19 protein-coding genes, 4 tRNA genes and 3 pseudogenes are annotated in these 22,381 nt (G+C 60.2%); 17 read left to right on the plus strand and 9 right to left on the minus strand.

Annotation, left to right across the window (positions count from 1 at the left end; all coding sequences use genetic code 11):
- Window positions 1-46: 46 nt before the first annotated feature.
- On the minus strand, window positions 47-1,786 hold the full coding sequence (locus tag C4J90_RS08660) for a dipeptidase (protein ID WP_124419617.1): 1,740 nt from the start codon (window positions 1,784-1,786) through the stop codon (window positions 47-49).
- Window positions 1,787-1,882: 96 nt separating this feature from the next.
- Window positions 1,883-2,155 (minus strand): annotated as a pseudogene (locus C4J90_RS08665) (phospholipase D-like domain-containing protein); the annotation flags it as partial.
- Here C4J90_RS08665 and C4J90_RS08670 point away from each other — a divergent pair.
- A pseudogene (locus C4J90_RS08670) lies at window positions 2,136-2,528 on the plus strand (alkaline phosphatase D family protein); the annotation flags it as partial. The pseudogenes C4J90_RS08665 and C4J90_RS08670 overlap by 20 nt on opposite strands.
- 128 nt (window positions 2,529-2,656) lie before the next feature.
- On the opposite strand, the gene C4J90_RS08675 reads toward C4J90_RS08670, so the two are convergent.
- A complete protein-coding gene (locus C4J90_RS08675; protein WP_124419618.1) occupies window positions 2,657-3,283 on the minus strand; it encodes an alanyl-tRNA editing protein in 627 nt (208 codons plus the stop codon).
- A gap of 92 nt (window positions 3,284-3,375) precedes the next feature.
- On the opposite strand from C4J90_RS08675, the gene C4J90_RS08680 reads away from it, so the two are divergent.
- The gene (locus C4J90_RS08680) at window positions 3,376-4,308 is read left to right on the plus strand and encodes a LysR family transcriptional regulator (protein ID WP_124421193.1); all 933 of its coding nucleotides are present in this window, start codon (window positions 3,376-3,378) and stop codon (window positions 4,306-4,308) included.
- A 128-nt stretch (window positions 4,309-4,436) separates the two neighbouring features.
- Here the strand turns inward: C4J90_RS08680 and C4J90_RS08685 are convergent, their stop codons facing one another.
- Both C4J90_RS08685 and C4J90_RS08690 read right to left on the minus strand, forming a co-directional pair.
- Window positions 4,437-4,844: a PA2817 family protein gene (locus C4J90_RS08685; RefSeq protein ID WP_124362017.1), complete on the minus strand. Its 408-nt coding sequence runs from the start codon at window positions 4,842-4,844 to the stop codon at window positions 4,437-4,439.
- Window positions 4,845-4,919: 75 nt separating this feature from the next.
- Window positions 4,920-7,367, minus strand: a complete 2,448-nt coding sequence (locus tag C4J90_RS08690) for an acyl-CoA dehydrogenase (RefSeq protein ID WP_124419619.1) — start codon at window positions 7,365-7,367, stop codon at window positions 4,920-4,922.
- A gap of 85 nt (window positions 7,368-7,452) precedes the next feature.
- Here C4J90_RS08690 and C4J90_RS27040 point away from each other — a divergent pair.
- The 4 genes and pseudogenes from C4J90_RS27040 to C4J90_RS08710 all read left to right on the plus strand — a co-directional run.
- Window positions 7,453-7,620: pseudogene (locus C4J90_RS27040) on the plus strand (cysteine protease); the annotation flags it as partial.
- A 103-nt stretch (window positions 7,621-7,723) separates the two neighbouring features.
- The gene (locus C4J90_RS08700) at window positions 7,724-8,341 is read left to right on the plus strand and encodes a glutathione S-transferase family protein (RefSeq protein WP_124419620.1); all 618 of its coding nucleotides are present in this window, start codon (window positions 7,724-7,726) and stop codon (window positions 8,339-8,341) included.
- Between the two features lie 134 nt (window positions 8,342-8,475).
- The gene (locus C4J90_RS08705; RefSeq protein ID WP_124366461.1) at window positions 8,476-9,408 is read left to right on the plus strand and encodes an ABC transporter ATP-binding protein; all 933 of its coding nucleotides are present in this window, start codon (window positions 8,476-8,478) and stop codon (window positions 9,406-9,408) included.
- Entirely contained in the window at window positions 9,405-10,184 is a 780-nt protein-coding gene (locus C4J90_RS08710; protein WP_124370200.1) for an ABC transporter permease, read from the plus strand. The genes C4J90_RS08705 and C4J90_RS08710 overlap by 4 nt, the downstream gene beginning before the upstream one ends.
- Window positions 10,185-10,295: 111 nt before the next feature.
- Here C4J90_RS08710 and C4J90_RS08715 read toward each other — a convergent pair whose 3' ends face one another.
- A complete protein-coding gene (locus tag C4J90_RS08715) occupies window positions 10,296-10,835 on the minus strand; it encodes a TetR/AcrR family transcriptional regulator (protein ID WP_124419621.1) in 540 nt (179 codons plus the stop codon).
- 91 nt (window positions 10,836-10,926) lie between these two features.
- Between C4J90_RS08715 and C4J90_RS08720 the strand changes: the two genes are divergently transcribed.
- The 3 genes from C4J90_RS08720 to C4J90_RS08730 all read left to right on the plus strand — a co-directional run bounded on the left by C4J90_RS08720 (window position 10,927) and on the right by C4J90_RS08730 (window position 15,276).
- Window positions 10,927-12,111 carry an MFS transporter gene (locus C4J90_RS08720; RefSeq protein WP_124414272.1) on the plus strand — a complete coding sequence of 395 codons (1,185 nt, stop codon included), beginning with the start codon at window positions 10,927-10,929 and terminating at the stop codon, window positions 12,109-12,111.
- 84 nt (window positions 12,112-12,195) lie between these two features.
- A complete protein-coding gene (locus C4J90_RS08725; RefSeq protein WP_124419622.1) occupies window positions 12,196-13,344 on the plus strand; it encodes a TDT family transporter in 1,149 nt (382 codons plus the stop codon).
- Window positions 13,345-13,401: 57 nt separating this feature from the next.
- Window positions 13,402-15,276 (plus strand): MFS transporter, encoded by a 1,875-nt coding sequence (locus tag C4J90_RS08730; RefSeq protein WP_124419623.1) that lies wholly within the window; start codon window positions 13,402-13,404, stop codon window positions 15,274-15,276.
- A gap of 107 nt (window positions 15,277-15,383) precedes the next feature.
- Here C4J90_RS08730 and sugE read toward each other — a convergent pair whose 3' ends face one another.
- From sugE to rdgC, 3 genes are all read right to left on the minus strand, one after another.
- Entirely contained in the window at window positions 15,384-15,698 is a 315-nt protein-coding gene (gene sugE / locus C4J90_RS08735) for a quaternary ammonium compound efflux SMR transporter SugE (RefSeq protein ID WP_124362026.1), read from the minus strand.
- Between the two features lie 105 nt (window positions 15,699-15,803).
- The gene (locus C4J90_RS08740) at window positions 15,804-16,769 is read right to left on the minus strand and encodes a bile acid:sodium symporter family protein (RefSeq protein WP_124362027.1); all 966 of its coding nucleotides are present in this window, start codon (window positions 16,767-16,769) and stop codon (window positions 15,804-15,806) included.
- Between the two features lie 147 nt (window positions 16,770-16,916).
- On the minus strand, window positions 16,917-17,837 hold the full coding sequence (gene rdgC, locus C4J90_RS08745) for a recombination-associated protein RdgC (RefSeq protein WP_124357762.1): 921 nt from the start codon (window positions 17,835-17,837) through the stop codon (window positions 16,917-16,919).
- Between the two features lie 159 nt (window positions 17,838-17,996).
- On the opposite strand from rdgC, the gene C4J90_RS08750 reads away from it, so the two are divergent.
- The 8 genes from C4J90_RS08750 (at window position 17,997) to C4J90_RS08785 (ending at window position 22,378) form a co-directional block, all read left to right on the plus strand.
- A tRNA-Val gene (locus C4J90_RS08750) sits at window positions 17,997-18,072 on the plus strand.
- 19 nt (window positions 18,073-18,091) lie between these two features.
- Window positions 18,092-18,168: transfer RNA gene (locus tag C4J90_RS08755), tRNA-Asp, on the plus strand.
- 177 nt (window positions 18,169-18,345) lie between these two features.
- A tRNA-Val gene (locus C4J90_RS08760) sits at window positions 18,346-18,421 on the plus strand.
- Between the two features lie 19 nt (window positions 18,422-18,440).
- A tRNA-Asp gene (locus C4J90_RS08765) sits at window positions 18,441-18,517 on the plus strand.
- 159 nt (window positions 18,518-18,676) lie between these two features.
- A complete protein-coding gene (locus C4J90_RS08770) occupies window positions 18,677-19,588 on the plus strand; it encodes a LysR family transcriptional regulator (protein ID WP_124419624.1) in 912 nt (303 codons plus the stop codon).
- A gap of 107 nt (window positions 19,589-19,695) precedes the next feature.
- The gene (locus C4J90_RS08775; RefSeq protein WP_124419625.1) at window positions 19,696-20,625 is read left to right on the plus strand and encodes a hydroxymethylglutaryl-CoA lyase; all 930 of its coding nucleotides are present in this window, start codon (window positions 19,696-19,698) and stop codon (window positions 20,623-20,625) included.
- 25 nt (window positions 20,626-20,650) lie between these two features.
- The gene (locus tag C4J90_RS08780; protein ID WP_124419626.1) at window positions 20,651-21,841 is read left to right on the plus strand and encodes a CaiB/BaiF CoA-transferase family protein; all 1,191 of its coding nucleotides are present in this window, start codon (window positions 20,651-20,653) and stop codon (window positions 21,839-21,841) included.
- A 12-nt stretch (window positions 21,842-21,853) separates the two neighbouring features.
- Window positions 21,854-22,378, plus strand: coding sequence for a gamma carbonic anhydrase family protein (locus tag C4J90_RS08785; RefSeq protein ID WP_124414279.1), 525 nt, complete (start codon window positions 21,854-21,856; stop codon window positions 22,376-22,378).
- Window positions 22,379-22,381 lie beyond the last annotated feature (3 nt).

Consider the following 22,381-nt stretch of genomic DNA (forward strand, 5'->3'; position numbering starts at 1 on the left):
GCAGAGCCCAATGTGGGAAGGGGCAAACCCTTCCCACATTGGATATTCACAGCTTAGGCAACTGGCCGACACGCCCCATCATTTCCGTAACGATCTGCAGGTCCAGCAGGAACTGCTCGACGGTCTTGAACTCACCGTCGGTGTGCCCGGTGTATTTCTCTTCCGGGCGGGCCAGGCCGAATTGCACGCCGTTGGGCAGGTCGTGCACGGAGGTGGCGCCGGCGGAGGTGCCAAACGTGTGCGGCATGCCCAGGTTTTCAGTGGCCACCGCCAGCAACGCTTTTACCCACTCCCCCTCGGGGTTGCGGTACATCGGTTTATCCAGCGAATAGGTGAAGTTCACGTTGACCTTGGCGTGTGCGTTCCAGGCGTTCAGTTTCTGCTCGAGCTGTGCCTTGAGTGCCTCCGGGGTTTTGCCTTTCGGCGCGCGCAGGTTCACCGCCAGCTTGAGGGCTTTGTCATCCAGGCCGACAAAGGTCGGCGAGGTGGTCAGCGGCCCCATGAAGTCATCGGCAAAGCCCACGCCCAATTTGCCGCCCAGGTAATCCAGGCCCCAGTTGTCCGCCGCATACTTCGCAGCATCGGTGATGTGGTTGTGCTGGAGGGCAATCTTGCCATCGACGCTGTGGATCAACTCCAGCATACGTGCCACCGGGTTGACCCCGGATTCGGGCTCGGAAGAGTGGGCCGACACGCCGGTGACGGTGAGTTTGACGTTCTTGCCGTCGACCTTGGCGGCCACCTGGAAATTGCCGCCATTGCGCTTGGCATAGTCATCCCCGGCCTGCTGCAGGCTGGCCGCCAATTCAGCAGGGTTATCGCTGAGCAGCGTGGCGACCGATACCGATGGAATCTGGTTGGTGGCCTTGCCGCCGGTCATGGCGATGATCTGCGCGCCGGTGCCTTCACCCTTGCGCACCGGGAAGGTGGCCATGACGGTGCCCGAACCTTTCTCGGCAATCACCACCGGGTAACCGCCATCCAGCGCCAGGTTGTAGTGCGGCACGGGGTTGCGTTCAAAGTAGTAAGGAATGGCATCACCGGAGGTTTCTTCGGTGGTATCCACCAGCAGCTTGAACGTGCGCGCCAGCGGCAGCTTTTCTTCCTTGATCACTTTCATGGCGTACATCGCCACGACGATCGCGTTCTTGTCGTCCTCGGTGCCACGGCCATACATGCGGTCGCCGATCAGCGTGACCTTGAACGGGTCGAGCTTGGTGCCGTCCTGCAGCACCCAATTTTCCGGCGTCACCGGTACCACATCGGCGTGGGCATGCACGCCGACCACTTCTTTACTGCTGCCTTCCAGGGAAATTTCATACACGCGGTTATCGACGTTACGGAAGTTCAGGTTGAAAGACTTGGCCAGGGCCTGGATTTTGTCGGCGATCTTGAGGAATTCCGGGTTTTTATACTGCGGTAACCCGTCGACGTTGAACGTCGGGATTTCCACCAGCTCGCGCAGGGTCTCCAGCGCGGCTTTGCCGTACTTCACGCGGGTGTAAACGCCCAGCAGGCGGTTGATCTCGTTCTGCTGGTCGGCGCTCAGGGTTTTGTTATCGAGAAAGGCGCTGATGGCCGGGGCGATGTCACCGGTCTTGCCCAGGTCGCCTTTGGCCAGTGCGCCGAGGAAACTGCGGAAATCGCTGACCGATGTGTCGCTGAAACTCTTCAGAATCGCGGTGTTCTGTTCAGGCGTGATGTTGGCGAGCGCAGCTGGGGTGACGGCTGCAAGGCTGGCGGCGAACAGGGTGGCGGCCGCGAGCTTTTTCAGTGGAAAGTGCATGGTTAGAGGCATTCCTTTGCAGGGAGTGAGTAGGGGTGTTTCTGACCGACAAGGCAGAAACATTTTCACACACTACCATTACCCAGATGGCCCAGGTCAATGCTGGCCAGGATGAGGCGCGGGGTACTCATCCGTCACGTTCAAGGCTCTAGCGTAGGGGCCGTCCCACAATTGCTCATGCAATTGCCCTACGCGCTTGGCCATCGCTTCACTGCGCATCACTACTTCCAGATTGCGCGAATTATCCAGGGAGCCGCCCAACCAGTTGCTGGTACCCACCCACGCTACCTGCCCGTCGATCTCCATGGTCTTGCTATGGATCACCCGCGCATAGGGGGTGAATCCTTGTTTGGCCTCGGTCAGTGTAATGCTGGCCTCTATCCAGCGAAATCGCGTGCATAACCCGGTGTTCTGGGGCGGGGATATTCACTCGTTCTGGGCTACGGACCTGCACGCGGATGCCAATGATCCCGACTCAGCGATTGTGGCGACCGAGTTCGTCGGCTCTTCGGTGACTTCCGATGGCCCGCCTTATGAGGCCTTCATGAAGATCCTGCCGCTCAACCCCCATGTGAGGTTTTTTGATAGTCGCCAGCGGGGGTATGTGTCGGTGGAAGTGGACGCCCAGCAGATGCTCACGCATTTTCGCGTGATCAGCGACCCACGCGACCCGGCGGCCACGGTGTCGGCGTTACAGTCGTTCGTGGTGGAGCCAGGCAGGGCGGGGGCAATTGCTGTGTAGCCGGATGTCTTTGTAGTGCACAGTTTAAATGTGGGAGGGGGCTTGCCCCCGATAGCAGTGTGTCTGTCAGCTTGTCTGTCAGTGATACACCGCCATCGGGGGCAAGCCCCCTCCCACATTTTTGAGTGTCAGTTGATTTCGTAGCGCACCGACAACGCGCCTTTTTTCTCCGACAGGGTCAGGATCGTCACTTGGCCCACTTCCCCCAGAGCCTGCACATGGGTGCCGCCACAGGCGTAAGCCGGCAGTTCGCCGAAGCCGACTTCGCGTGTGCCTTCATCCAGGGTCATCTGCCGTGAGTAGTCAGCGGCGATCCACTGGTTGACTTGCTGTTGGAGCGCCTCGGCGTCCATGGTTTGTGCGGTTTCGCCACGGATAAAGGTGATCTTGCTTTCCCCCGGCCAATGGTGAGCCTTGATCGGCATCCAGCCCAGCCGTTCGCCGGCATTGCCAATCAAATGCCCCGCTGAGTGAAGGCGGCTGTGCAGCGCGCGGCGTTGTGCATCGACCCAGGCAGTGATCGGGCCGGGTTCCACAGCTTGATTGACGTAGTGCACCACATGCTCGGCTTCCTGCATGACGCGCAGCACCTGGCTGTCGCCGAGCCACCCGGTGTCGAATGGCTGGCCGCCGCCCTGGGGATGGAAAATCGTCGACTGCACAACAACGGCGAATTGCTCAGCGTGCGGGGTACAACTGAGCACTTCCAGTTCGGCAGTCAGGTGATCATGGGTGAAAAACAGGCGCTGGGTCATGGTCGTCTACATCCGCATTCAGGTTCTGCGGGCAGTATAAATACTGCGCTGATAGGTGATAATCCATGCAAATATCAATGGACCTGTGCGTCATGAGCATGAATCTTCCTTTGCCGCTGCTGGGTGAAATGGCGATTTTCGTCAAAGTGGTGGAAACCGGCAGCTTCTCCGAGGCGGCGCGGCAGCTGAGCGTTTCACCTTCGGCGGTGAGCCGCAGCATTTCGCGCCTGGAACAGGCCTTGGCAACCCGGTTGTTGCAGCGCACCACGCGCAAGCTGCGCCTTAGCGAGGGCGGCGAAGAGGTGTTCAAGCGGTGCCAGGAGATGGTCAACGCGGCGCGCTCGGTGATGGAAATCAGCGGGCAATTTACCCATGAAGCCGAAGGCCTGGTGCGAGTCAGCGTGCCCAAGGCGGTGGGGCGGTTTGTGGTGCATCCGCATATGCCGGAATTTCTGCGGCGCTATCCCAAGGTGGATGTGCAACTGATCCTTGAGGATCGGCATGTGGATTTGATCGACGACAATGTCGACCTGAGCATCCGCATCACCGACAGCCCTCCACCCGGTCTGATCGGGCGGCAGCTATTGCCGATTGAACATTTGCTGTGTGCAACGCCGCAGTACCTGGCCGAGCATGGCACGCCGAGTCACCCCCATGATCTGCTGGAGCACAGCTGCATCTACCTGGGTGAAACCCCAGGGGACTCACGCTGGAAGTTCCGCCAGGCCGGCAAGGCGGTGACGGTCGGTGTACGCGGGCGATATGCGGCGAACCACACGGGCGTGCGGCTGGATGCGGTGTTGCAGCATGTGGGGATTGGCAGCTTGCCGTATTTCACGGCGCGACACGCCTTGGAGGCGGGGCAGTTGGTGCAGGTATTGCCGGAGTGGGATTTTATTGCGTCGTATCATGGTGAAGCGTGGTTGCTGCACTCACCGACGCGATACTTGCCGCCGAAGTTGCGGGTGTTTATTGATTATCTGGTGGAGTGCATGGCGAAGGAGCCGACACTGCGCCGCCGTTAAAAATGTGGGAGGGGCTTGCCCCCGATGGCGGTGGATCAGTGACAGGTAAGCTGACTGACACACTGCTATCGGGGGCAAGTCGAATCGTCGCACCGCCCCTCCCACATTTGGATTGGGTGTTCTGCAAGTCAGTGCTTGCTCTGGTCGTCCGGCATGGCCAGCAGCTGCTTTTCCTGATTCCAGTCGAACGGTTCGTCGTTCAGCTCGGCTTCATGGCGACGCTCTTCCAGGGCCTGGTACAGGTCCAGTTCTTCGTCGGGCATGAAGTGCAGGCAATCGCCGCCAAAGAACCACAGCAGGTCGCGCGGTACCAGGTGCGCGATTTGCGGATAGCGCAGGATGACCTGGCTCATCATGTCCTGGCCAAGGTATTGGCTTTCGATCGGATCGATCGGCAGCAGGGCGCGCAGTTCGTCGAAACGTTCCAGAAACAACAAATGGCTTTCCTCGGGTACCTGTTCGGCTTCGCCGACGGCAACCAGGATGCTACGCAGGTGGTCGAGCAAGACGAGATGATCGGCAACGACGTTGGACACGAGATAAGTCCTCTAAAGCAAAAACGGGCGCGAGAGTATAGGCCTCTCGCGCCCGTTTTTATATGACCGCTGGTATCAGCGGACTTTACCCTCAGCCTGCAGCAGCTCTTCCTTGCTGAAATCATCCACGTCGATCACCTTGCGGCGAGCCGCTTCGGCGTCACGCAGGGTTTGCGCTTCGGCGGGTTGCAGCACTCCAGCGTGCAGCGCGGCGTCGATGGCATGCTCGCCGGCAGTCGGTTTGACTTGCCCGCTCTTGAGCGCGGCGTGCAGTTTTTTCTGCAGCGGATGGCTGGCACCGAGCAGGTCATAGGCATGTTGCAGTGCGCCCACCGGGTCATGCGCCGATTGTGGGCGATAGCAGCCAGCCAGCAACTCTTCCAGAGTCGGGTCGCCCTTGGCACGGCCGATCACGGCTGCAACCTCGGCATCCAGGGCATCGGACGGCCCGGTATGCCGACGCCCGAACGGGAACACGATCACCCGCAGCAGGCAGCCGAGGATTTTATTCGGGAAGTTGCTCAGCAATTCATCCAGTGCGCGCTCGGACTGGCCAAGGCTTTCTTCCATGGCCCAGGCGAACAGCGGTTCCAGGTGATCCGGCGAGTCCAGGTCGTGGTAACGCTTGAGCGCCGCCGACGCCAGGTACATGTGGCTCAGCACATCACCCAGGCGCGCCGACAGCCGTTCACGGCGTTTCAATTCGCCGCCCAACAGCATCATGCTCAGGTCTGCGAGCAGGGCGAACGCGGCGGCCTGACGGTTGAGTGCGCGGAAATAACCCTGGCTCAAACGGTTGCCCGGGGCTTTTTCGAAGTGACCGATGCCCAGGTTCAGCACCAGGGTACTGGCGGCGTTGCTCACGGCGAATCCGATGTGTTGCATCAACAGCCCATCGAACTCCTTCAATGCCTGGTCATGGTCTTCACGACCGGCCAGGGCCATTTCCTTGAGCACGAACGGATGGCAGCGAATCGCCCCCTGGCCGAAGATCATCAGGTTACGCGAAAGGATATTCGCGCCTTCCACGGTGATGAAGATCGGCGCCCCTTGCCAGCTACGGCCCAGGTAGTTGTTCGGGCCCATGATGATGCCCTTGCCGCCATGCACGTCCATGGCGTGGCTGATGCATTCGCGGCCGCGTTCGGTGAGGTGGTACTTGAGGATCGCCGACAGGACCGAGGGCTTCTCGCCCATGTCCACGGCATTGGCGGTGAGCATGCGCGCGCTGTCCATCAGCCAAGCGTTGCCGCCGATGCGCGCCAGGGCTTCCTGGATACCTTCGAAGGCCGACAGCGGCACGTTGAACTGTTCACGCACTTGCGCGTATTGGCCGGTCACCAGGCTGGTGAACTTGGCGGCGCCGGTGCCTACTGCTGGCAGGGAAATCGAACGGCCCACGGACAGGCAGTTCATCAGCATCATCCAGCCCTTGCCGAGCATCTCCTGGCCGCCGATGAGGAATTCGAGCGGAATGAAGACGTCCTTGCCCGAGTTGGGGCCATTCATGAACGCGGCGCCCAGGGGCAGGTGGCGGCGGCCGATTTCGACGCCGGGGGTGTCGGTAGGAATCAGCGCGAGGCTGATGCCCAGGTCTTCTTCCTCGCCCAGCAGATGGTCCGGGTCATGAGCCTTGAACGCCAGGCCGAGCAAGGTCGCGACCGGGCCGAGGGTGATGTAGCGCTTTTCCCAGTTCAGGCGCAGGCCGAGGGTTTCCTTGCCTTCCCACTCGCCTTTGCAGATGACGCCGGTGTCGGGCATGGCTCCGGCATCGGAGCCGGCCAGCGGGCCGGTCAGGGCGAAACACGGAATATCGTCGCCACGCGCCAGGCGCGGCAGGTAGTGGTTGCGTTGCTCGTCGGTGCCGTAGTGCAACAGCAATTCGGCAGGGCCCAGGGAGTTGGGCACCATGACGGTGGAAGCCAGGTCGCCGCTGCGGGTGGCCAGTTTCATCGCGACCTGGGAGTGGGCATAGGCTGAGAAGCCTTTGCCGCCATATTCCTTGGGGATGATCAGGGCGAAGAAACCATGGGTCTTGATGTGCTCCCAGGCAGCGGGGGGCAGGTCCATGGCCTGGCCGATTTCCCAATCACTGACCATGGCGCAGAGTTCTTCGGTGGGGCCGTCGATGAAGGCCTGTTCTTCCTCGGTCAATTGCACCTTGGGGTAGGCCAGCAATTTGTCCCAGTCAGGCCGCCCGCTGAACAGTTCGCCGTCCCACCACACGGTGCCCGCGTCGATGGCATCGCGCTCGGTTTCGGACATCGGCGGCAGGACTTTCTGGAACCAGTTGAACAACGGCTTGGTAAAGTATTGGCGGCGCAGGTCGGGCAGCAGCAGAGGCACGGCCACGATGGCGATCAGCACCCAGAAAATCAGCAGCAGCCAACCCGGTGCATGGCTCCAGGCGCCCATCGCCAACAGGTAAACGGCGACCACACCCAGGGCGGGCAAGGGCGCGGTGCGGCGGTGTGCCAGGTAGGCAATGCCGACCACCAGAACCAGTATCCACAACAACAGCATATTCAATCCTCCGTGAAACCAGGGGCGAAACCACCAGGGAGCTTAGACGGCGTCCGGCCAAGCGGGGTGATCAGGGTGTTACAAGTTGTACTGGGGATACCTGAGTCCCAGCCGCTTCATCGATAGTGACCACCCTGCGGGGGTGGAGTTCGCCGGGAAACATCGTGGAACCCGCGCGGATTTATATGACCAGGCAGTCAATCTCGACGGCGACGTGCATGAGGCGGTGCGCTGCAACCCCTGCACCTTGAACACCCAGGCTTGCCGGGCGACGGGCAGAGTGATTCAAGGCGCGCGTGAACCGGCGTATGCTGCCACGTTCATCAAGCCATGTTCACCAACGATAAGGCGCGGTCATGCTGAAAATCTGGGGTCGTAAAAACTCATCAAATGTCAGGAAGGCACTCTGGTGCGCCGAGGAACTCGGCCTGGACTATGAGGCGATTGATGCGGGCGGCGCTTTTGGTGTGGTCGACACGCCGCAATACCGGGCCTTGAACCCCAATGGCCGGGTGCCGATGATCGAAGACGGCGACTTCGTACTGTGGGAATCCAACACCATCGTGCGTTACTTGTGCGCCAAGCACGCGTCGGACTTTTACCCAAGTGACCTGCAAATCCGGGCCAGCGCCGAAAAATGGATGGACTGGACCACGTCCACGCTCGCCGATCCCTTCAAGGCTGTGTTCTGGGGCATCCTGCGCACACCGCCGGAAAAACAAAACTGGGACAGCATCAATGCCGGGCGCCAAGCCTGCATCGATGCACTCAAAACGGTCGACCAGGCTCTTGCCGAGCAACCTTACCTTTCCGGCAAAACCTTCGGCATCGGTGATATTCCCCTGGGCTGCTTCATTTATGCCTGGTTCGAGATGCCCATCGAACGCCCGGCAATGCCCAACCTGGAGGCGTGGTACCAGCGCCTGAAGCAACGTCCGGCCTACCGCAAGGCAGTGATGACCGCGTTGACCTGATACACACTATTAACAAGGGTGACTGTACTTGTACGGCGCGGGCACGCACCATGCTGGAACACATCGCAGGTTGAACTACCTGCGCTGTGCCCTCATCTATTGTTTCTATTCTTTTCCTTGGTGCGTAATCCGATATGAGTTCCGCTCTGTCCATCCGGCAGCTAACCAAAACCTACGGCAACGGTTTCCAGGCCCTGAGTGGTATCGATCTGGACGTCGCCGAAGGTGATTTCTTCGCCTTGCTCGGCCCCAACGGTGCCGGCAAATCCACCACCATCGGTATCCTCTCGACCCTGGTCAACAAGACCAGCGGCACGGTGAATATCTTCGGCCATGACCTGGACAAATCCCCGGCGGCGCTCAAGCGTTCCATCGGCGTGGTGCCTCAGGAATTCAACTTCAACCAGTTCGAAAAGACCTTCGACATTGTCGTGACCCAGGCCGGTTACTACGGCATCCCGCCGAAAATCGCCAAGGAACGCGCCGAGCAGTACCTGACCCAACTGGGCCTGTGGGACAAGCGCGATGTGCCTTCGCGCTCGTTGTCCGGCGGCATGAAGCGGCGCCTGATGATTGCCCGCGCACTGGTGCATGAACCGCGCCTGCTGATCCTCGACGAGCCCACCGCTGGCGTGGATATCGAGTTGCGTCGTTCAATGTGGACCTTTCTCACCGAGCTGAACGAGAAGGGCATCACCATCATCCTCACGACCCACTATCTGGAAGAGGCCGAGCAGTTGTGCCGCAACATCGGCATCATCGACCACGGCACCATTGTCGAGAACACCAGCATGCGTAATCTGCTGGGCCAGTTGCATGTGGAAACTTTCCTGCTCGACCTGAAAAACAACCTGTCGGCGCCGCCGCAATTGTTGGGCTACCCGAGCCGCCTGGTGGACAGCCACACGCTGGAAGTGCAGGTGGACAAAGCCATGGGCATTACGGCGCTGTTCAGCCAACTGGCGGCCCAGAACATCGAAGTGTTGAGCCTGCGTAACAAAACCAATCGCCTTGAGGAGTTGTTCGTGTCCCTGGTGGAGAAAAATCTGGCGAAGGTGGCGGTATGAGTTCCGAACTGCAACCCAACCTCGTCGCGCTGCAGACCATCGTCTACCGCGAAGTGAAGCGCTTTACCCGAATCTGGCCGCAGACTCTGCTGCCGCCGGCGATCACCATGGTCCTGTACTTCGTGATCTTCGGTAACCTGATCGGCCGGCAGATCGGTGACATGGGTGGCTTCACCTATATGGAGTACATCGTGCCGGGCCTGATCATGATGTCGGTGATCACCAACTCCTACGGCAACGTGGTGTCGAGTTTCTTTGGCAGCAAGTTTCAGCGCTCTATCGAAGAGCTGATGGTGTCACCGGTGTCGCCGCACACCATCCTGATCGGCTACACCTTGGGCGGCGTGCTGCGCGGCTTGATGGTGGGGGTGATCGTGACCCTGCTGTCGTTGTTCTTCACCCACCTGCAAGTGCATCACCTGGGGGTCACCATTCTGGTCGTGGTACTCACGGCGACGATTTTCTCGCTGCTGGGGTTTATCAACGCAGTGTTCGCGCGCAACTTCGATGATATCTCGATCATTCCGACGTTCGTGCTGACGCCGCTGACCTACCTGGGCGGGGTGTTCTACTCCATCACGCTGCTGCCGCCGTTCTGGCAGACCGTGTCCCTGGCCAACCCGGTGCTGCACATGGTCAACGCTTTCCGCTACGGCATCCTGGGCGTGTCGGATATCAAGATCAGCGTGGCGATCACGTTCATGGTTGTCGCCACCATCGTCTTGTATATCGGCTGTGCGCGGTTGCTGGTAAGCGGGCGTGGGATGCGTACGTAAAAATGTGGGAGGGGGCTTGCTCCCGATAGCGGTCTGTCAGCCACCTTTGTACTGACTGATCCAAAGCTATCGGGAGCAAGCCCCCTCCCACATTTGGTTTTGTATCAAGCTTCAGTTTTTCAGCGCCAAGTCGATCAGCGTATGCAGCTCTTCAACCGCCAACGGCTGCGTCGAAAACAGAATACGAAACACCGTGGGGGCCGCGAGCAGATTGATCAAACGATCCACGCTGGGGGCTGGCTGGTCCGGGTAACGATCAACGATCACCTGCAACTGCCCGCTCAGAATGCTCACGCAATACCCCGGCGTCACGCTGCATTGCACGTCGCGCATCATGTTGCGTCCAGGCTCCGAACTCATTTCATCCAGATATTGTTCCGCCCAGGCTTGCAGGTCGCCGCGCAGGCTGCCGGTAATGGCCGGCTCGCTGTCCGGGCGCATGCGCGCCAGGGCCACGTCGGCCAGCAGCGCAGAGAGGTCACCCCAGCGCCGGTAGATGGTCGAGGGCGTGACGCCCGCGCGTGTCGCAATCATCGGCACGGTGACGCTGGCGCGCTCATGGGTTTCCAGCAGTTCGCGGACGGCCGAATGCACGGATTCTTGTACCCGGGCACTACGGCCCCCCGGGCGAAGGCCTTCTTTGATCGCCATGGGTAAAACCTTAACACAAAGAATTTGCTTTAAGCGTCGACGGGTAGCACACTCCACAAAAGCAAAATATTAGCTTTAGCGGAGCGTGCCTATGCCCAGCAACCTGTCTCAACGGTCCAGCCTGACATTTCTGGTGATCACGGTACTGACCTTTCTCGCCGCCTCCAGCGCGCCGACGCCGTTGTACCAGGTGTATCAGGACAATCTGCATTTCTCCGCAGCGATGCTGACGCTGATCTTCGGCGTGTATGCCGTGAGTCTGCTGGCGGCGCTGCTGACGGTGGGATCGCTGTCGGATTACATCGGGCGCAAGCCGGTGATTTTCGTCGCGCTGCTCCTGAATATCGTGGCGATGCTGTTGTTTATCAACGCCGACAGTACCGCCTGCCTGATTGCCGCGCGGGGGCTGCAAGGCTTTGCCACGGGGACGGCGACGGCAGTATTGAGTGCGACGCTGCTCGACACCGACCGTCTGCGCGGCCCGATGCTCAATAGCCTCGCGCCGATGCTGGGGATGGCCAGTGGCGGTTTGGGCAGCGGTTTGCTGGTGGAATACGCGCCATGGCCGACCCAGTTGATCTACTTCACCCTGCTCGGATTGATGGTGCTTCAGGCGTTGTATGTCTGGCGCTTGTCGGAAACCGTCAGCCGCATACCGGGTGCCTTGAAATCCCTGGCGCCGACCCTGCATGTGCCGAAGCAGGCGCGCCGGGCCCTGGGCTTGGCGATGCCGTTGAATGTAGCGGTATGGGCGCTGGGTGGTTTCTACTCATCCCTGGCGCCGTCGCTGGTGCGGGCAGCAACGGGGTCGACTTCGCACCTGATCGGCGGCGGGCTGGTGGCCGTGATTACCTTGAGTGGCGCAGTGATGATCTACAGCCTGCGCGAACACCCGGCGGATAAGGTCATGCGCCTGTCTGCGATGTTGCTGGCGGCGGGCGTGGCACTGTTGCTGACGGCTGTGCAAAGCGCCAGCCTGTGGTTGTTCTTTGTCGCCAGTGTGGTGGCCGGCCTGGGTTTTGGCGGCGGGTTCATGGGCAGTGTGCGCAGTATCGTCGGGTTGGCATTGCCCCATGAGCGCGCGGGATTGATGTCGGCGTTCTACGTGTTGAGTTACCTGGCGTTCTGCTTGCCGGCACTGCTGGCCGGTAACTTGAGCAGGGAGTTTGGTTTGATCGCTACCACTGATGCGTACGGCGCACTCCTGATTCTGCTGGCCTTGGGGGCTTTGGCCGGAATGCTCTGGCAGCGCTCTGTATATCTGCATAATAGATAATGTATAGAGATATTACCCGTTATATAGATATTCGATTCGCTTCTATGATGGTCTCACCCTCATGCGAGGAAGAGGATTGCCATCATGACCTGCTTGACCCCCATCAGCTATAAACCCTTCAGTCACCTGGCCCGCCCACGGGAAGTGATTCGTCAGTTCACCCCGAACTGGTTTGCCGCGACCATGGGCACCGGCGTGCTGGCGCTGGCCCTGGCGCAACTGCCGGTGGCCCTGCCCGGCGTGCATGCCGTCGCCGAGGGGCTGTGGATGTCTACCATCGGCTTGTTCATCCTGTTCAGCGCGCTGTATGCCGCACGCTGGGTGATGTTTTTCCACGAGGCGCGGCGGATTTTCGCGCACTCCACGGTCTCGATGTTTTTCGGCACCATTCCCATGGGCCTGGCGACCCTGCTCAATGGTTTGCTGCTGTTTGGCCTGCCACGCTGGGGCAACGCTGTGATCCCCCTGGCCGAAGCCCTGTGGTGGCTGGACGTGGCCATGGCGTTGGCCTGCGGCGTGTTGATTCCGTTCATGATGTTCACCCGCCAGGAGCACAGCATCGACCAGATGACCGCGGTGTGGCTGCTGCCGGTGGTGGCCGCCGAAGTCGCCGCCGCCAGCGGCGGCCTGCTGGCGCCGCACCTGGCGGATGCCCATGGGCAACTGGTGATGCTGGTGACCAGCTACGTACTCTGGGCGTTCTCCCTGCCAGTGGCCTTCAGCATCCTGACCATCCTGATGTTGCGCATGGCTTTGCACAAACTGCCCCACGCCAACATGGCGGCCTCGAGCTGGCTGGCGCTGGGGCCCATCGGCACCGGTGCCCTGGGCATGTTGCTGCTCGGCGGCGATGCGCCCGCGATTTTTGCCGCCAATGGCCTGCCGGGTGTCGGCGAAATGGCCAACGGGCTCGGCCTGGTGGCGGGCATCACCCTGTGGGGTTTCGGCTTGTGGTGGATGTTGCTGGCGGTGTTGATCACCCTGCGTTACCTGCGCGCCGGTATCCCGTTCAACCTGGGCTGGTGGGGCTTTACCTTTCCGCTGGGGGTGTACGCGCTGGCCACGCTCAAGCTTGCAAGCCAGCTGCACCTGGGGTTCTTCAGCGTATTGGGCAGTGGGCTGGTGGTGGCCCTGGCGCTGATGTGGCTGATCGTGGCCACGCGCACGGTGCAGGGTGCCTATAAAGGCGAGCTTTTTGTTTCACCTTGCATTGCAGGGCTAGCGAATAAGTAAGCGGGATTAGGTAAAGTCGTGGCCTGATCAATAACAGGCCACGCAGGAACACGGACGATGAGCCACCCCTCACAATTCACCTTGCTGCGCACGCGGCGTTTCCTGCCGTTCTTCATCACCCAGCTCCTGGGCGCGTTCAACGACAACATCTTCAAGCAATCGCTGATCCTGGCGATTCTCTACAAGCTCACCCTCGACGGTGACCGTTCCATCTGGGTCAACCTGTGCGCCTTGCTGTTCATCCTGCCGTTCTTCCTGTTCTCGGCGCTGGCCGGGCAATTTGGCGAGAAATTCAACAAGGACGCGTTGATCCGCGCGATCAAGCTTGGTGAGATCGTGATCATGGCGGTGGGGGCCACCGGCTTTCTGTTCGATCACCTGGAATTGATGCTGCTGGCGCTGTTCGCCATGGGCACCCACTCGGCGCTGTTCGGCCCGGTGAAATATTCGATCATGCCCCAGGCGCTGCACGACGATGAGCTGGTCGGCGGCAACGGCCTGGTGGAAATGGGCACGTTCCTGGCAATCCTCGCCGGCACCATCGGCGCGGGCATCATGATGTCGTCCACCCATTACGCGCCGGTGGTGGCCGTGGCGATTGTCGGCGTGGCGCTGCTGGGGTACCTCGCCAGCCGCAGCATTCCACGGGCGGCGGCTTCTACGCCGCAATTGCGCCTGGACTGGAACATCTTCACCCAGTCCTGGGCCACGCTGCGCATGGGCCTGGGACAGACCCCGGCGGTGTCGCGCTCGATCGTCGGCAATTCATGGTTCTGGTTCGTCGGCGCGATCTACCTGACGCAGATTCCGGCCTACGCCAAGGAATGGTTGTATGGCGACGAAACCGTGGTCACCCTGATCCTTACCGTGTTCTCGGTGGGAATCGCCCTTGGTTCGATGCTCTGTGAAAAGCTGTCCGGGCGTAAGGTGGAAATCGGCCTGGTACCGTTCGGCTCGTTCGGCCTGACGGTGTTCGGCCTGCTGCTGTGGTGGCATTCCGGCGGCTTCGCGCAGAATGTCCAGCCCAACGACTGGCTTGCGGTGCTCGGCTACGGGCAAGCCTGGTGGGTGTTGTTCGATATCCTCGGCCTGGGCGTGTTCGGGGGCTTTTACATCGTGCCGCTGTACGCGCTGATCCAGTCGCGCACCGCCGAGAATCAGCGTGCGCGGGTGATCGCGGCCAACAACATCCTCAATGCGCTGTTCATGGTGGTGTCGGCGATTGTGTCGATCCTGCTGCTAAGCGTGGCCAAGCTGTCGATCCCCGAGTTGTTCCTGGTGGTGTCGCTGCTCAACATCGCGGTCAATACCTACATCTTCAGGATCGTGCCCGAGTTCACCATGCGCTTCATGATCTGGCTGCTCAGCCATTCCATGTACCGCGTCGAGCACCGCAACCTGGAGCAGATTCCGGATGAAGGCGCGGCCTTGCTCGTTTGCAACCATGTGTCGTTTGTCGATGCGCTGCTGATTGGCGGCGCAGTGCGTCGGCCGATTCGGTTTGTCATGTACTACAAGATCTACCGCTTGCCGGTGCTCAACTTCATCTTCCGCACCGCCGGGGCGATTCCGATTGCCGGGCGTCACGAAGACATCCAGATCTACGAAAAGGCCTTTACGCGGATCGCCAAATACTTGAAGGACGGTGAGCTGGTGTGCATCTTCCCGGAAGGCAAGTTGACCGGCGATGGCGAGATGAATGAGTTTCGCGGTGGCGTGACGCGGATTCTGGAAGAGACGCCGGTGCCGGTGATTCCGATGGCGTTGCAGGGGCTGTGGGGGAGTTTTTTCAGTCGCGATCCGGATAAGGGGTTGTTCCATCGGATCTGGTCGCGGGTGGTGTTGGTGGCGGGGGCGCCTGTTCCTGTAGAGGAGGCGACACCTGCGCAGTTGCAGGCTGTGGTCGGTGTTCTGCGTGGGAGTGTCAGGTAGTTCTGTGCTGGATGTACTGGCCTCATCGGGGGCAAGCCCCCTCCCACATTTGAATGCGTTCACAAATCAAAAGTGGGAGGGGGCTTGCCCCCGATGGCGGTAGTGGCCTAGGTGGAGATCTTGAGGCCAATAAGCCCGCAGATAATCAACGCCACGCTGGCCAACCGAAACAGCGCCATGGATTCCCCAAACAGGATAATCCCGGCGATCACCGTACCCACGGCACCCACCCCGGTCCATACGGCGTAGGCGGTGCCCAGCGGCAGCTCCTTAACCGCCATCCCCAGCAGGCCAAGGCTGATGGCCATGGCGGCAATGGTCAGTGCGGTGGGCAGGGGCTTGCTGAAACCGTCGGTGTACTTCAGGCCGACAGCCCAGCCGACTTCGAACAACCCGGCAAAAAACAGAATGATCCAGGACATGATGACCTCGCTTCTTCAGGCGGGGTCGTCCCCGGATTCAACGCTCGTTGGCGTCGCGGGGTCGTCCCCGCGAAGCGCTTAGAGTGCCGAACATGCACCCCACGATCAAGTTTGCGGGGTGTTCTCCAGCGCGCGGCGGTCTTCCTTCTCGCTCATGCGGCGAAAATAGGTCGAGAGCAACGCCCCCGAAATATTGTGCCAGACGCTGAACAGCGCACTGGGCACTGCCGCCAGCGGCGAGAAGTGCGCGCTCGCCAGCGCGGCGCCGAGCCCGGAGTTCTGCATACCCACTTCCAGCGCCAGTGACTTGCGTTGGGCCAAGGGCAATTTGAACAGCCGCCCGGTGAAGTAACCGAGCAGGTAGCCGAAGCTGTTGTGCAGCATCACCACCGCCATGATCAACAGGCCCGACTCGGCAATTTTCGCCTGGCTGGCGGCAACCACCGCTGCGACGATGATCACGATGCTGACCACCGAGACCAACGGCAACACGTCGACCGCATGCCGTACCCGACTCCCCAGCAGACGCTGCGCGACCACCCCGAGCACGATAGGCAGCAGCACCACTTGCAGGATCGACCAGAACAACTCCATGAACGACACCGGCAGCCAGGCCGAGGCCAGCAACCAGATCAACGCCGGCGTGAGCAGCGGGGCGAGGAGGGTGGTGACGGCGGCGATGGCCACCGACAGCGCCAGATCGCCACGGGCCAGCCATGTCATCACGTTGGATGAAGTGCCGCTTGGGCAGCAGCCGACCAGAATCACCCCGACGGCAATTTCCGGCGGCAGGTGAAAGACCTGGCACAACAGCCACGCCACGCCCGGCATGATCACAAAGTGCGCGACCACGCCGAGGGCGACGCGCCAGGGATGGCGGGCCACCTCAGCGAAGTCTTCAAGTTTCAAGGTCAGGCCCATGCCGAACATCACCAGGCCCAGCAACGGCACAATGGCGCTTTTCAGGCCGATGAACCACGCGGGTTCCAGGAAGGCGAGCACCGCGAAAATCAGCACCCAGTAGGCGAAGGTATTGCCGACGAAGCGGCTCAGGGCGGCGAGTGCGCGCATGGGGTAGTCCTTGTTATAGAAATTTGTAAATGCGGTCGAATGTGGGAGGGGGCTTGCTCCCGATGGCGGTGGTTCAGTCAAAGATACCTTGGCTGACACTCTGCCATCGGGAGCAAGCCCCCTCCCACATTCTGCTCTTCACCCGGCTTAGATGCCTTGTGGCGTCTCTTCACCGCCCAGTGCTTCGATCAGCGCTGGCAGGAACTCGCCGAAGGTCAGCATCATCAGGGTAAAGCTGGCATCCAGCTGCCCCAGGGCTTCGTCGCCGCCGTCCTGTTCGGCCTGGTCCTGCAGCAGGTCTTCGAACTTCAGGCGCTTGACGGTCATTTTGTCGTCGAGCATGAAGGACAGCTTGTCCTGCCAGGCCAGGGACAATTGGGTCACGACTTTGCCGGTGGTCAGGTGCAGCTGGATTTCTTCGCCGGTCAGGTCCTGACGCTTGCAGCGCACGATGCCGCCGTCTTCGTGGGTGTCGCGCAGTTCGCATTCGTCGAGCACGAAGAAGTCGTCGGCGGGTTTCTGGGTGGTGACCCAGTCGGTCATGATCGCCGTCGGTGCGGTTTTCACGGTCAGTGGGCGAACGGGCAGGGTGCCGATCACTTCGCGCAAGGTAGAAAGCAAGTCTTCGGCGCGTTTCGGGCTGGCCGAGTTCACCAGGATCAGGCCCTGTTTCGGCGCGATGGCGGCGAAGGTCGACGAGCGACGAATAAAGGCGCGCGGCAGGAACGCCTGGATGATTTCATCCTTGATCTGGTCGCGTTCCTTTTTATAGACCTTGCGCATTTGCTCGGCCTCGATCTCCTCGACCTTCTCTTTAACCGCATCGCGCACCACGCTGCCCGGCAGGATGCGTTCTTCCTTGCGTGCGGCGATCAGCAGGAAGTCGCCGCTGACGTGCACCAGGGGCGCGTCTTCACCTTTACCGAAAGGTGCGACGAAACCGTAAGTCGTCAACTCCTGGCTTGCGCACGGGCGCGCCAGTTTGGTGGCCATGGCCGCTTCCAACGCCTCGGCATCAACGGGCAGATCTTGGGTCAGGCGATAGATAAGCAGGTTCTTGAACCACATGGGGTGAGTCTCTCCTCTATACAAAGGGGGGCATTATTCTCTTGATCACGCCCCAGGCCAACCCTGCGTAAGCCATTGGAAGGGCTGAAAAAAAAGATTTAAGAAAGTGCTTGCCAGACCTTGGGTCGCTCCGTAGAATGCGCGCCACACCGAAACGAAGGGTGATTAGCTCAGCTGGGAGAGCATCTGCCTTACAAGCAGAGGGTCGGCGGTTCGATCCCGTCATCACCCACCATTCGCTTCAAGTGTTACGCGCAGCGGTAGTTCAGTCGGTTAGAATACCGGCCTGTCACGCCGGGGGTCGCGGGTTCGAGTCCCGTCCGCTGCGCCATATTCGGTAACCTGGAACGCTGAACGCCAGGTCGCCACAAGGAGCCCGCTCATTGAGCGGGCTTTTTATTGTGCGAAATATGGCAAAAAGTCGTGCGGTAAACTTTTTTTAAATAAACTGCATTTAAATCAAGACATTACGATTTTTTGATGTATGATGCGCCCACACCGAAACGAAGGGTGATTAGCTCAGCTGGGAGAGCATCTGCCTTACAAGCAGAGGGTCGGCGGTTCGATCCCGTCATCACCCACCATTCGCTTCATGTGTTACGCGCAGCGGTAGTTCAGTCGGTTAGAATACCGGCCTGTCACGCCGGGGGTCGCGGGTTCGAGTCCCGTCCGCTGCGCCATATTCGGTCACCTGGAACACTGAACGCCAGGTCGCCACAAGAAGCCCGCTCATTGAGCGGGCTTTTTTTCGTCTGCACAATTTCGCTGCAATTGCATCCCCAACCACGGTTTTTAATAAGACGGTTAAGCTGCGTCGTTAGAACAACGGGAGGGGCGTCATGCAGCACCTGGATCACTTATCTTTGCACTTGTTCATTCTGGTCTGTGAAGAGGGCACGATTGCACGCGCCAGCGAGCGGGCATTCATTGCGCCGTCGGCGGTCAGTAAACGTATCTCCGATATTGAGGCGCGGTTTGGTACGCCGCTGCTCAACCGCAGCAAGCGCGGGGTCGAACCGACGCCGGCGGGGTTGGCGCTACTTCGGCACGCTCGGTCCCTGACGCGGGCCATGGAGCGGCTCGATAGCGAGCTTAGCGAATACGCTGAAGGCGCCCGAGGACATGTGCGGGTATTGGCAAACATCTCATCAATCATGGAGTTCCTGCCCGAGGAACTGTCGGACTTCATGATCGAGCATCCAAGAATCCAGGCAGACATCGAAGAGCGTTTCAGTCCCGACGTGGTGCGCGGGGTAGCCGAAGGCAATGCCGATTTAGGTATTTGTCGACGATCAATGGCCGTGGGCGATCTGGAATTTCTGCCCTATCGCCGGGATCACCTGGCGGTCGTGGTAGGGGCGAACCATGCCCTGGCCGGTCGTACCCATATTGCCTTCGCAGAGACCCTGGCCTTTGATCACTTGGGGCTTTCGGCTTTCGCCACGTTGAATAACTTCATGCGCAGTGAAGCGACGAAGGAGGGCCATGAGCTGCGGTTTCGCTCCTATGTGTCGTCATTTGACGCAGCTTTTCGGCTGGTGCAATTCGGCTTGGGACTTGCCGTATTCCCCCTGGAAGCAGTGGAGCGGTATGCGCGGTTGTTTGACTTGCGGATTATCCCTCTGACCGACGATTGGGCATTGGGTGAGTTCGTTATCTGCGTCCGTGACCGGGATGCACTGTCGCTGTCGGCCCGGCGATTGCTGGATCATCTGCTTTTGCGCGCGACACCGCCTGCGCCCCGCACCTGACTGTATCCGTCGCCGTTGGCGATGGATCACCGCGTAAATGACGTCTTTTTGCTGACTCCCTGGCTCTCTAATCTGAAGGTGCGCTTCAGCCTGTGAGAGCTTTTTTCATGACAACAATAACAATCAACGAAGTCGGCATGCGTGATGGTTTGCAAAGCCTTCAAGCCATTATGCCGACATCCGCCAAACGACATTGGATTGATGCCGCCTATGCCGCAGGTGTGCGGTACATGGAGGTCGCGTCCTTTGTTCCCGCCAAACTGTTGCCGCAGATGGCCGATGCCAAAGAAGTCGTCGCCCATGCCTTGAGTTTTCCGGATCTGGTTGTCACGGTCCTGGCGCCTAACCTGCGCGGCTGTCGCGATGCGCTGGAATCCGGTGCGCACCGTATCATTGCGCCCGTGTCCGTCAGCGCAGCCCATAGCCTGGCCAATGTGCGCCGTACTCCGTTGGAAATGGTCGAAGAGCTGGCGCGAATGTGCCAGCTGCGGACTGAATCCGGCTTGCACAACGTTCAAGTGATCGCCGGCATGTCTGTGGCGTTCGGCTGTACCCGCCAAGGTGATGTGCCATTGAGCGATCTCTGCGCGTTGACCGGGCATGTGCTGCAAGCCGGCTGCGATCTGGTGTCCCTGGGAGACACCACGGGCTACGCCAATCCCGGCCAGGTGGCGACCACCTTGCAGGCGGTTCGCGCCATCGCAGGTGACAAGCTCAGGGCCGCGCACTTCCACGACACCCGAGGCCTGGCGCTCGCCAATAGCCTGGTCGCCGTTCAGCAAGGTATCACCGAACTCGACGCGTCACTGGCCGGGTTGGGCGGTTGTCCGTTCGCACCGGGTGCATCCGGCAATACGGTCACAGAAGACTTGGTGTTCATGCTGCAAAGCATGGGCTACGAGACGGGCATCGACCTGGCAGCCCTGATCGCTTCCCGACATGTGCTCAACGAAGCACTGCCGCACGAGACGCTCTACGGCTGCATTGCACGAGCTGGCCTGCCACTCAATTACGCATCAGTCGCCGGTCGCGTCTGAACCTGCCAGATCAAGGAGAACCCTAATGTCCAGGCTTCCATTGGACGGCATTCGTGTCGTTGAAATTTCTCACATGGTGATGGGCCCGACCTGCGGAATGATCCTGGGTGACCTCGGTGCCGAGGTGATCAAGATTGAACCGATCCGTGGCGACGGTACACGCCGTCTGCTAGGCGCCGGTGCCGGTTTTTTTCGCACGTTCAACCGCAACAAACAGTGCATCGCCATCGACGTCAACACTCAACAAGGACGAGATGCGGTACTGGAGCTGATCGATACCGCTGACGTATTCATCGAGAACTTCAAGCCCGGCCGCATGAGCGAGCTCGGCTTCGGTTACGCGGCGATTCGAGCGCGTAACCCGCGCATTATCTACGCCTCGCACAAAGGCTTTCTCAACGGCCCCTACGACAATCGCCTGGCCCTGGATGAAGTTGTGCAAATGATGGCAGGCCTGGCCTATATGACCGGCCCGGTAGGCAGGCCTCTGCGTGCCGGCAGTTCGGTGAACGACATCATGGGCGGCATGTTCGGTGCTATCGGTGTGCTTGCTGCGCTCAACGATCGTCATGTCACCGGCGTCGGTCGTGAGGTGCAAAGCGCGCTTTACGAAAACTGCGTATTGCTCGCTGCTCAGCATATGCAGCAATACGTCGTGACCGGCCAGGCGGCTGCACCGATGCCAAACCGTATCAGTGCATGGGCCATTTACGATGTATTCGAGTTTGCCAATGGGGAGCAGATGTTCGTCGCCGCCACGGGTGAAGGTCAGTGGACCGCCCTGTGTCAATTGCTCGGCCAGACTGCGTTGCTGGACGACCAGTCCCTTGCTACCAACAATGATCGCGTGTTGCAGCGGCCACGTCTGCTGGCTCACTTGGCTGAAGTCTTTGCCAGCATGGACGCTCAAGCGCTGGCCCTGGAACTTGAGGCAAACAGTATTCCGTTTGCTCCGATTCGACGGCCCGAGGAACTGTTCGAGGATCCTCATCTGCTGCACAGCGGTGGCCTGGCAAATCTTGAACTTGAAGACGGATCGTTCACCGCCATGCCACTGCTGCCGTTGTCCCTGGATGGCGAGCGACTGCAACCCCGTCGATCTATCCCACGCATCGGCGAGCACACCCACAAAGTCATGCGTGAACTGGGCTACAGCGACGAACACATTGCCGAGCTGTGTGCCGCCGGTGTCCTGAAAACCGACGCTCAGCCTTGAGGAAGAACTGCCATGGCTATTTATCAATACGACACCCTTATTCCTGTCATTCACGCTGAAACTTTCATCGCGCAAGACGCTACCGTCATCGGCAATGTCACGCTGGCGCAGGGCGTCAGTGTCTGGCCGCAGGCTGTTCTGCGGGGTGACAACGAGCCGATTCGCATTGGTCAGCACAGCAATGTGCAGGAGGGAGCGGTGCTGCATGCCGATCCGGGATTTGCGCTGACGGTGGGCGAGGGCGTCACTATCGGCCACCAGGCCATGTTGCACGGTTGCACCGTCGGCGACGGAGCGCTGATCGGGATTCAGGCTGTTGTGCTCAATGGCGCGGTCATCGGCAGCAATTGCCTGGTTGGCGCCGGGGCGGTTGTGACCGAAGGCAAGGTGTTCCCGGACAACTCACTTATTCTCGGCGCACCTGCCAAAGTCGTGCGCGAACTGACACCTGAAGCAATTGCCGACATGCATCGAAACGCCGCTGACTATGTCGTCAAAGGTCAGGCTTACAAGGCCAAACTTATTCTGATCGGCTGAACC

Origin of the sequence: Pseudomonas sp. R2-60-08W (assembly GCF_003852335.1) — a bacterium.
Classification (GTDB): Bacteria; Pseudomonadota; Gammaproteobacteria; order Pseudomonadales; family Pseudomonadaceae; genus Aquipseudomonas.

What these genes read in the sequence shown, in the direction of transcription:
- C4J90_RS08660 (WP_124419617.1), bottom strand. Translation starts at nt 1,786, where the DNA reads ATGCACTTTCCACTGAAAAAGCTCGCGGCCGCCACCCTGTTCGCCGCC.
- C4J90_RS08675 (WP_124419618.1), bottom strand. Translation starts at nt 3,283, where the DNA reads ATGACCCAGCGCCTGTTTTTCACCCATGATCACCTGACTGCCGAACTG.
- C4J90_RS08680 (WP_124421193.1), top strand. Translation starts at nt 3,376, where the DNA reads ATGAGCATGAATCTTCCTTTGCCGCTGCTGGGTGAAATGGCGATTTTC.
- C4J90_RS08690 (WP_124419619.1), bottom strand. Translation starts at nt 7,367, where the DNA reads ATGCTGTTGTTGTGGATACTGGTTCTGGTGGTCGGCATTGCCTACCTG.
- C4J90_RS08700 (WP_124419620.1), top strand. Translation starts at nt 7,724, where the DNA reads ATGCTGAAAATCTGGGGTCGTAAAAACTCATCAAATGTCAGGAAGGCA.
- C4J90_RS08705 (WP_124366461.1), top strand. Translation starts at nt 8,476, where the DNA reads ATGAGTTCCGCTCTGTCCATCCGGCAGCTAACCAAAACCTACGGCAAC.
- C4J90_RS08710 (WP_124370200.1), top strand. Translation starts at nt 9,405, where the DNA reads ATGAGTTCCGAACTGCAACCCAACCTCGTCGCGCTGCAGACCATCGTC.
- C4J90_RS08715 (WP_124419621.1), bottom strand. Translation starts at nt 10,835, where the DNA reads ATGGCGATCAAAGAAGGCCTTCGCCCGGGGGGCCGTAGTGCCCGGGTA.
- C4J90_RS08720 (WP_124414272.1), top strand. Translation starts at nt 10,927, where the DNA reads ATGCCCAGCAACCTGTCTCAACGGTCCAGCCTGACATTTCTGGTGATC.
- C4J90_RS08725 (WP_124419622.1), top strand. Translation starts at nt 12,196, where the DNA reads ATGACCTGCTTGACCCCCATCAGCTATAAACCCTTCAGTCACCTGGCC.
- C4J90_RS08730 (WP_124419623.1), top strand. Translation starts at nt 13,402, where the DNA reads ATGAGCCACCCCTCACAATTCACCTTGCTGCGCACGCGGCGTTTCCTG.
- sugE (WP_124362026.1), bottom strand. Translation starts at nt 15,698, where the DNA reads ATGTCCTGGATCATTCTGTTTTTTGCCGGGTTGTTCGAAGTCGGCTGG.
- C4J90_RS08740 (WP_124362027.1), bottom strand. Translation starts at nt 16,769, where the DNA reads ATGCGCGCACTCGCCGCCCTGAGCCGCTTCGTCGGCAATACCTTCGCC.
- rdgC (WP_124357762.1), bottom strand. Translation starts at nt 17,837, where the DNA reads ATGTGGTTCAAGAACCTGCTTATCTATCGCCTGACCCAAGATCTGCCC.
- C4J90_RS08770 (WP_124419624.1), top strand. Translation starts at nt 18,677, where the DNA reads ATGCAGCACCTGGATCACTTATCTTTGCACTTGTTCATTCTGGTCTGT.
- C4J90_RS08775 (WP_124419625.1), top strand. Translation starts at nt 19,696, where the DNA reads ATGACAACAATAACAATCAACGAAGTCGGCATGCGTGATGGTTTGCAA.
- C4J90_RS08780 (WP_124419626.1), top strand. Translation starts at nt 20,651, where the DNA reads ATGTCCAGGCTTCCATTGGACGGCATTCGTGTCGTTGAAATTTCTCAC.
- C4J90_RS08785 (WP_124414279.1), top strand. Translation starts at nt 21,854, where the DNA reads ATGGCTATTTATCAATACGACACCCTTATTCCTGTCATTCACGCTGAA.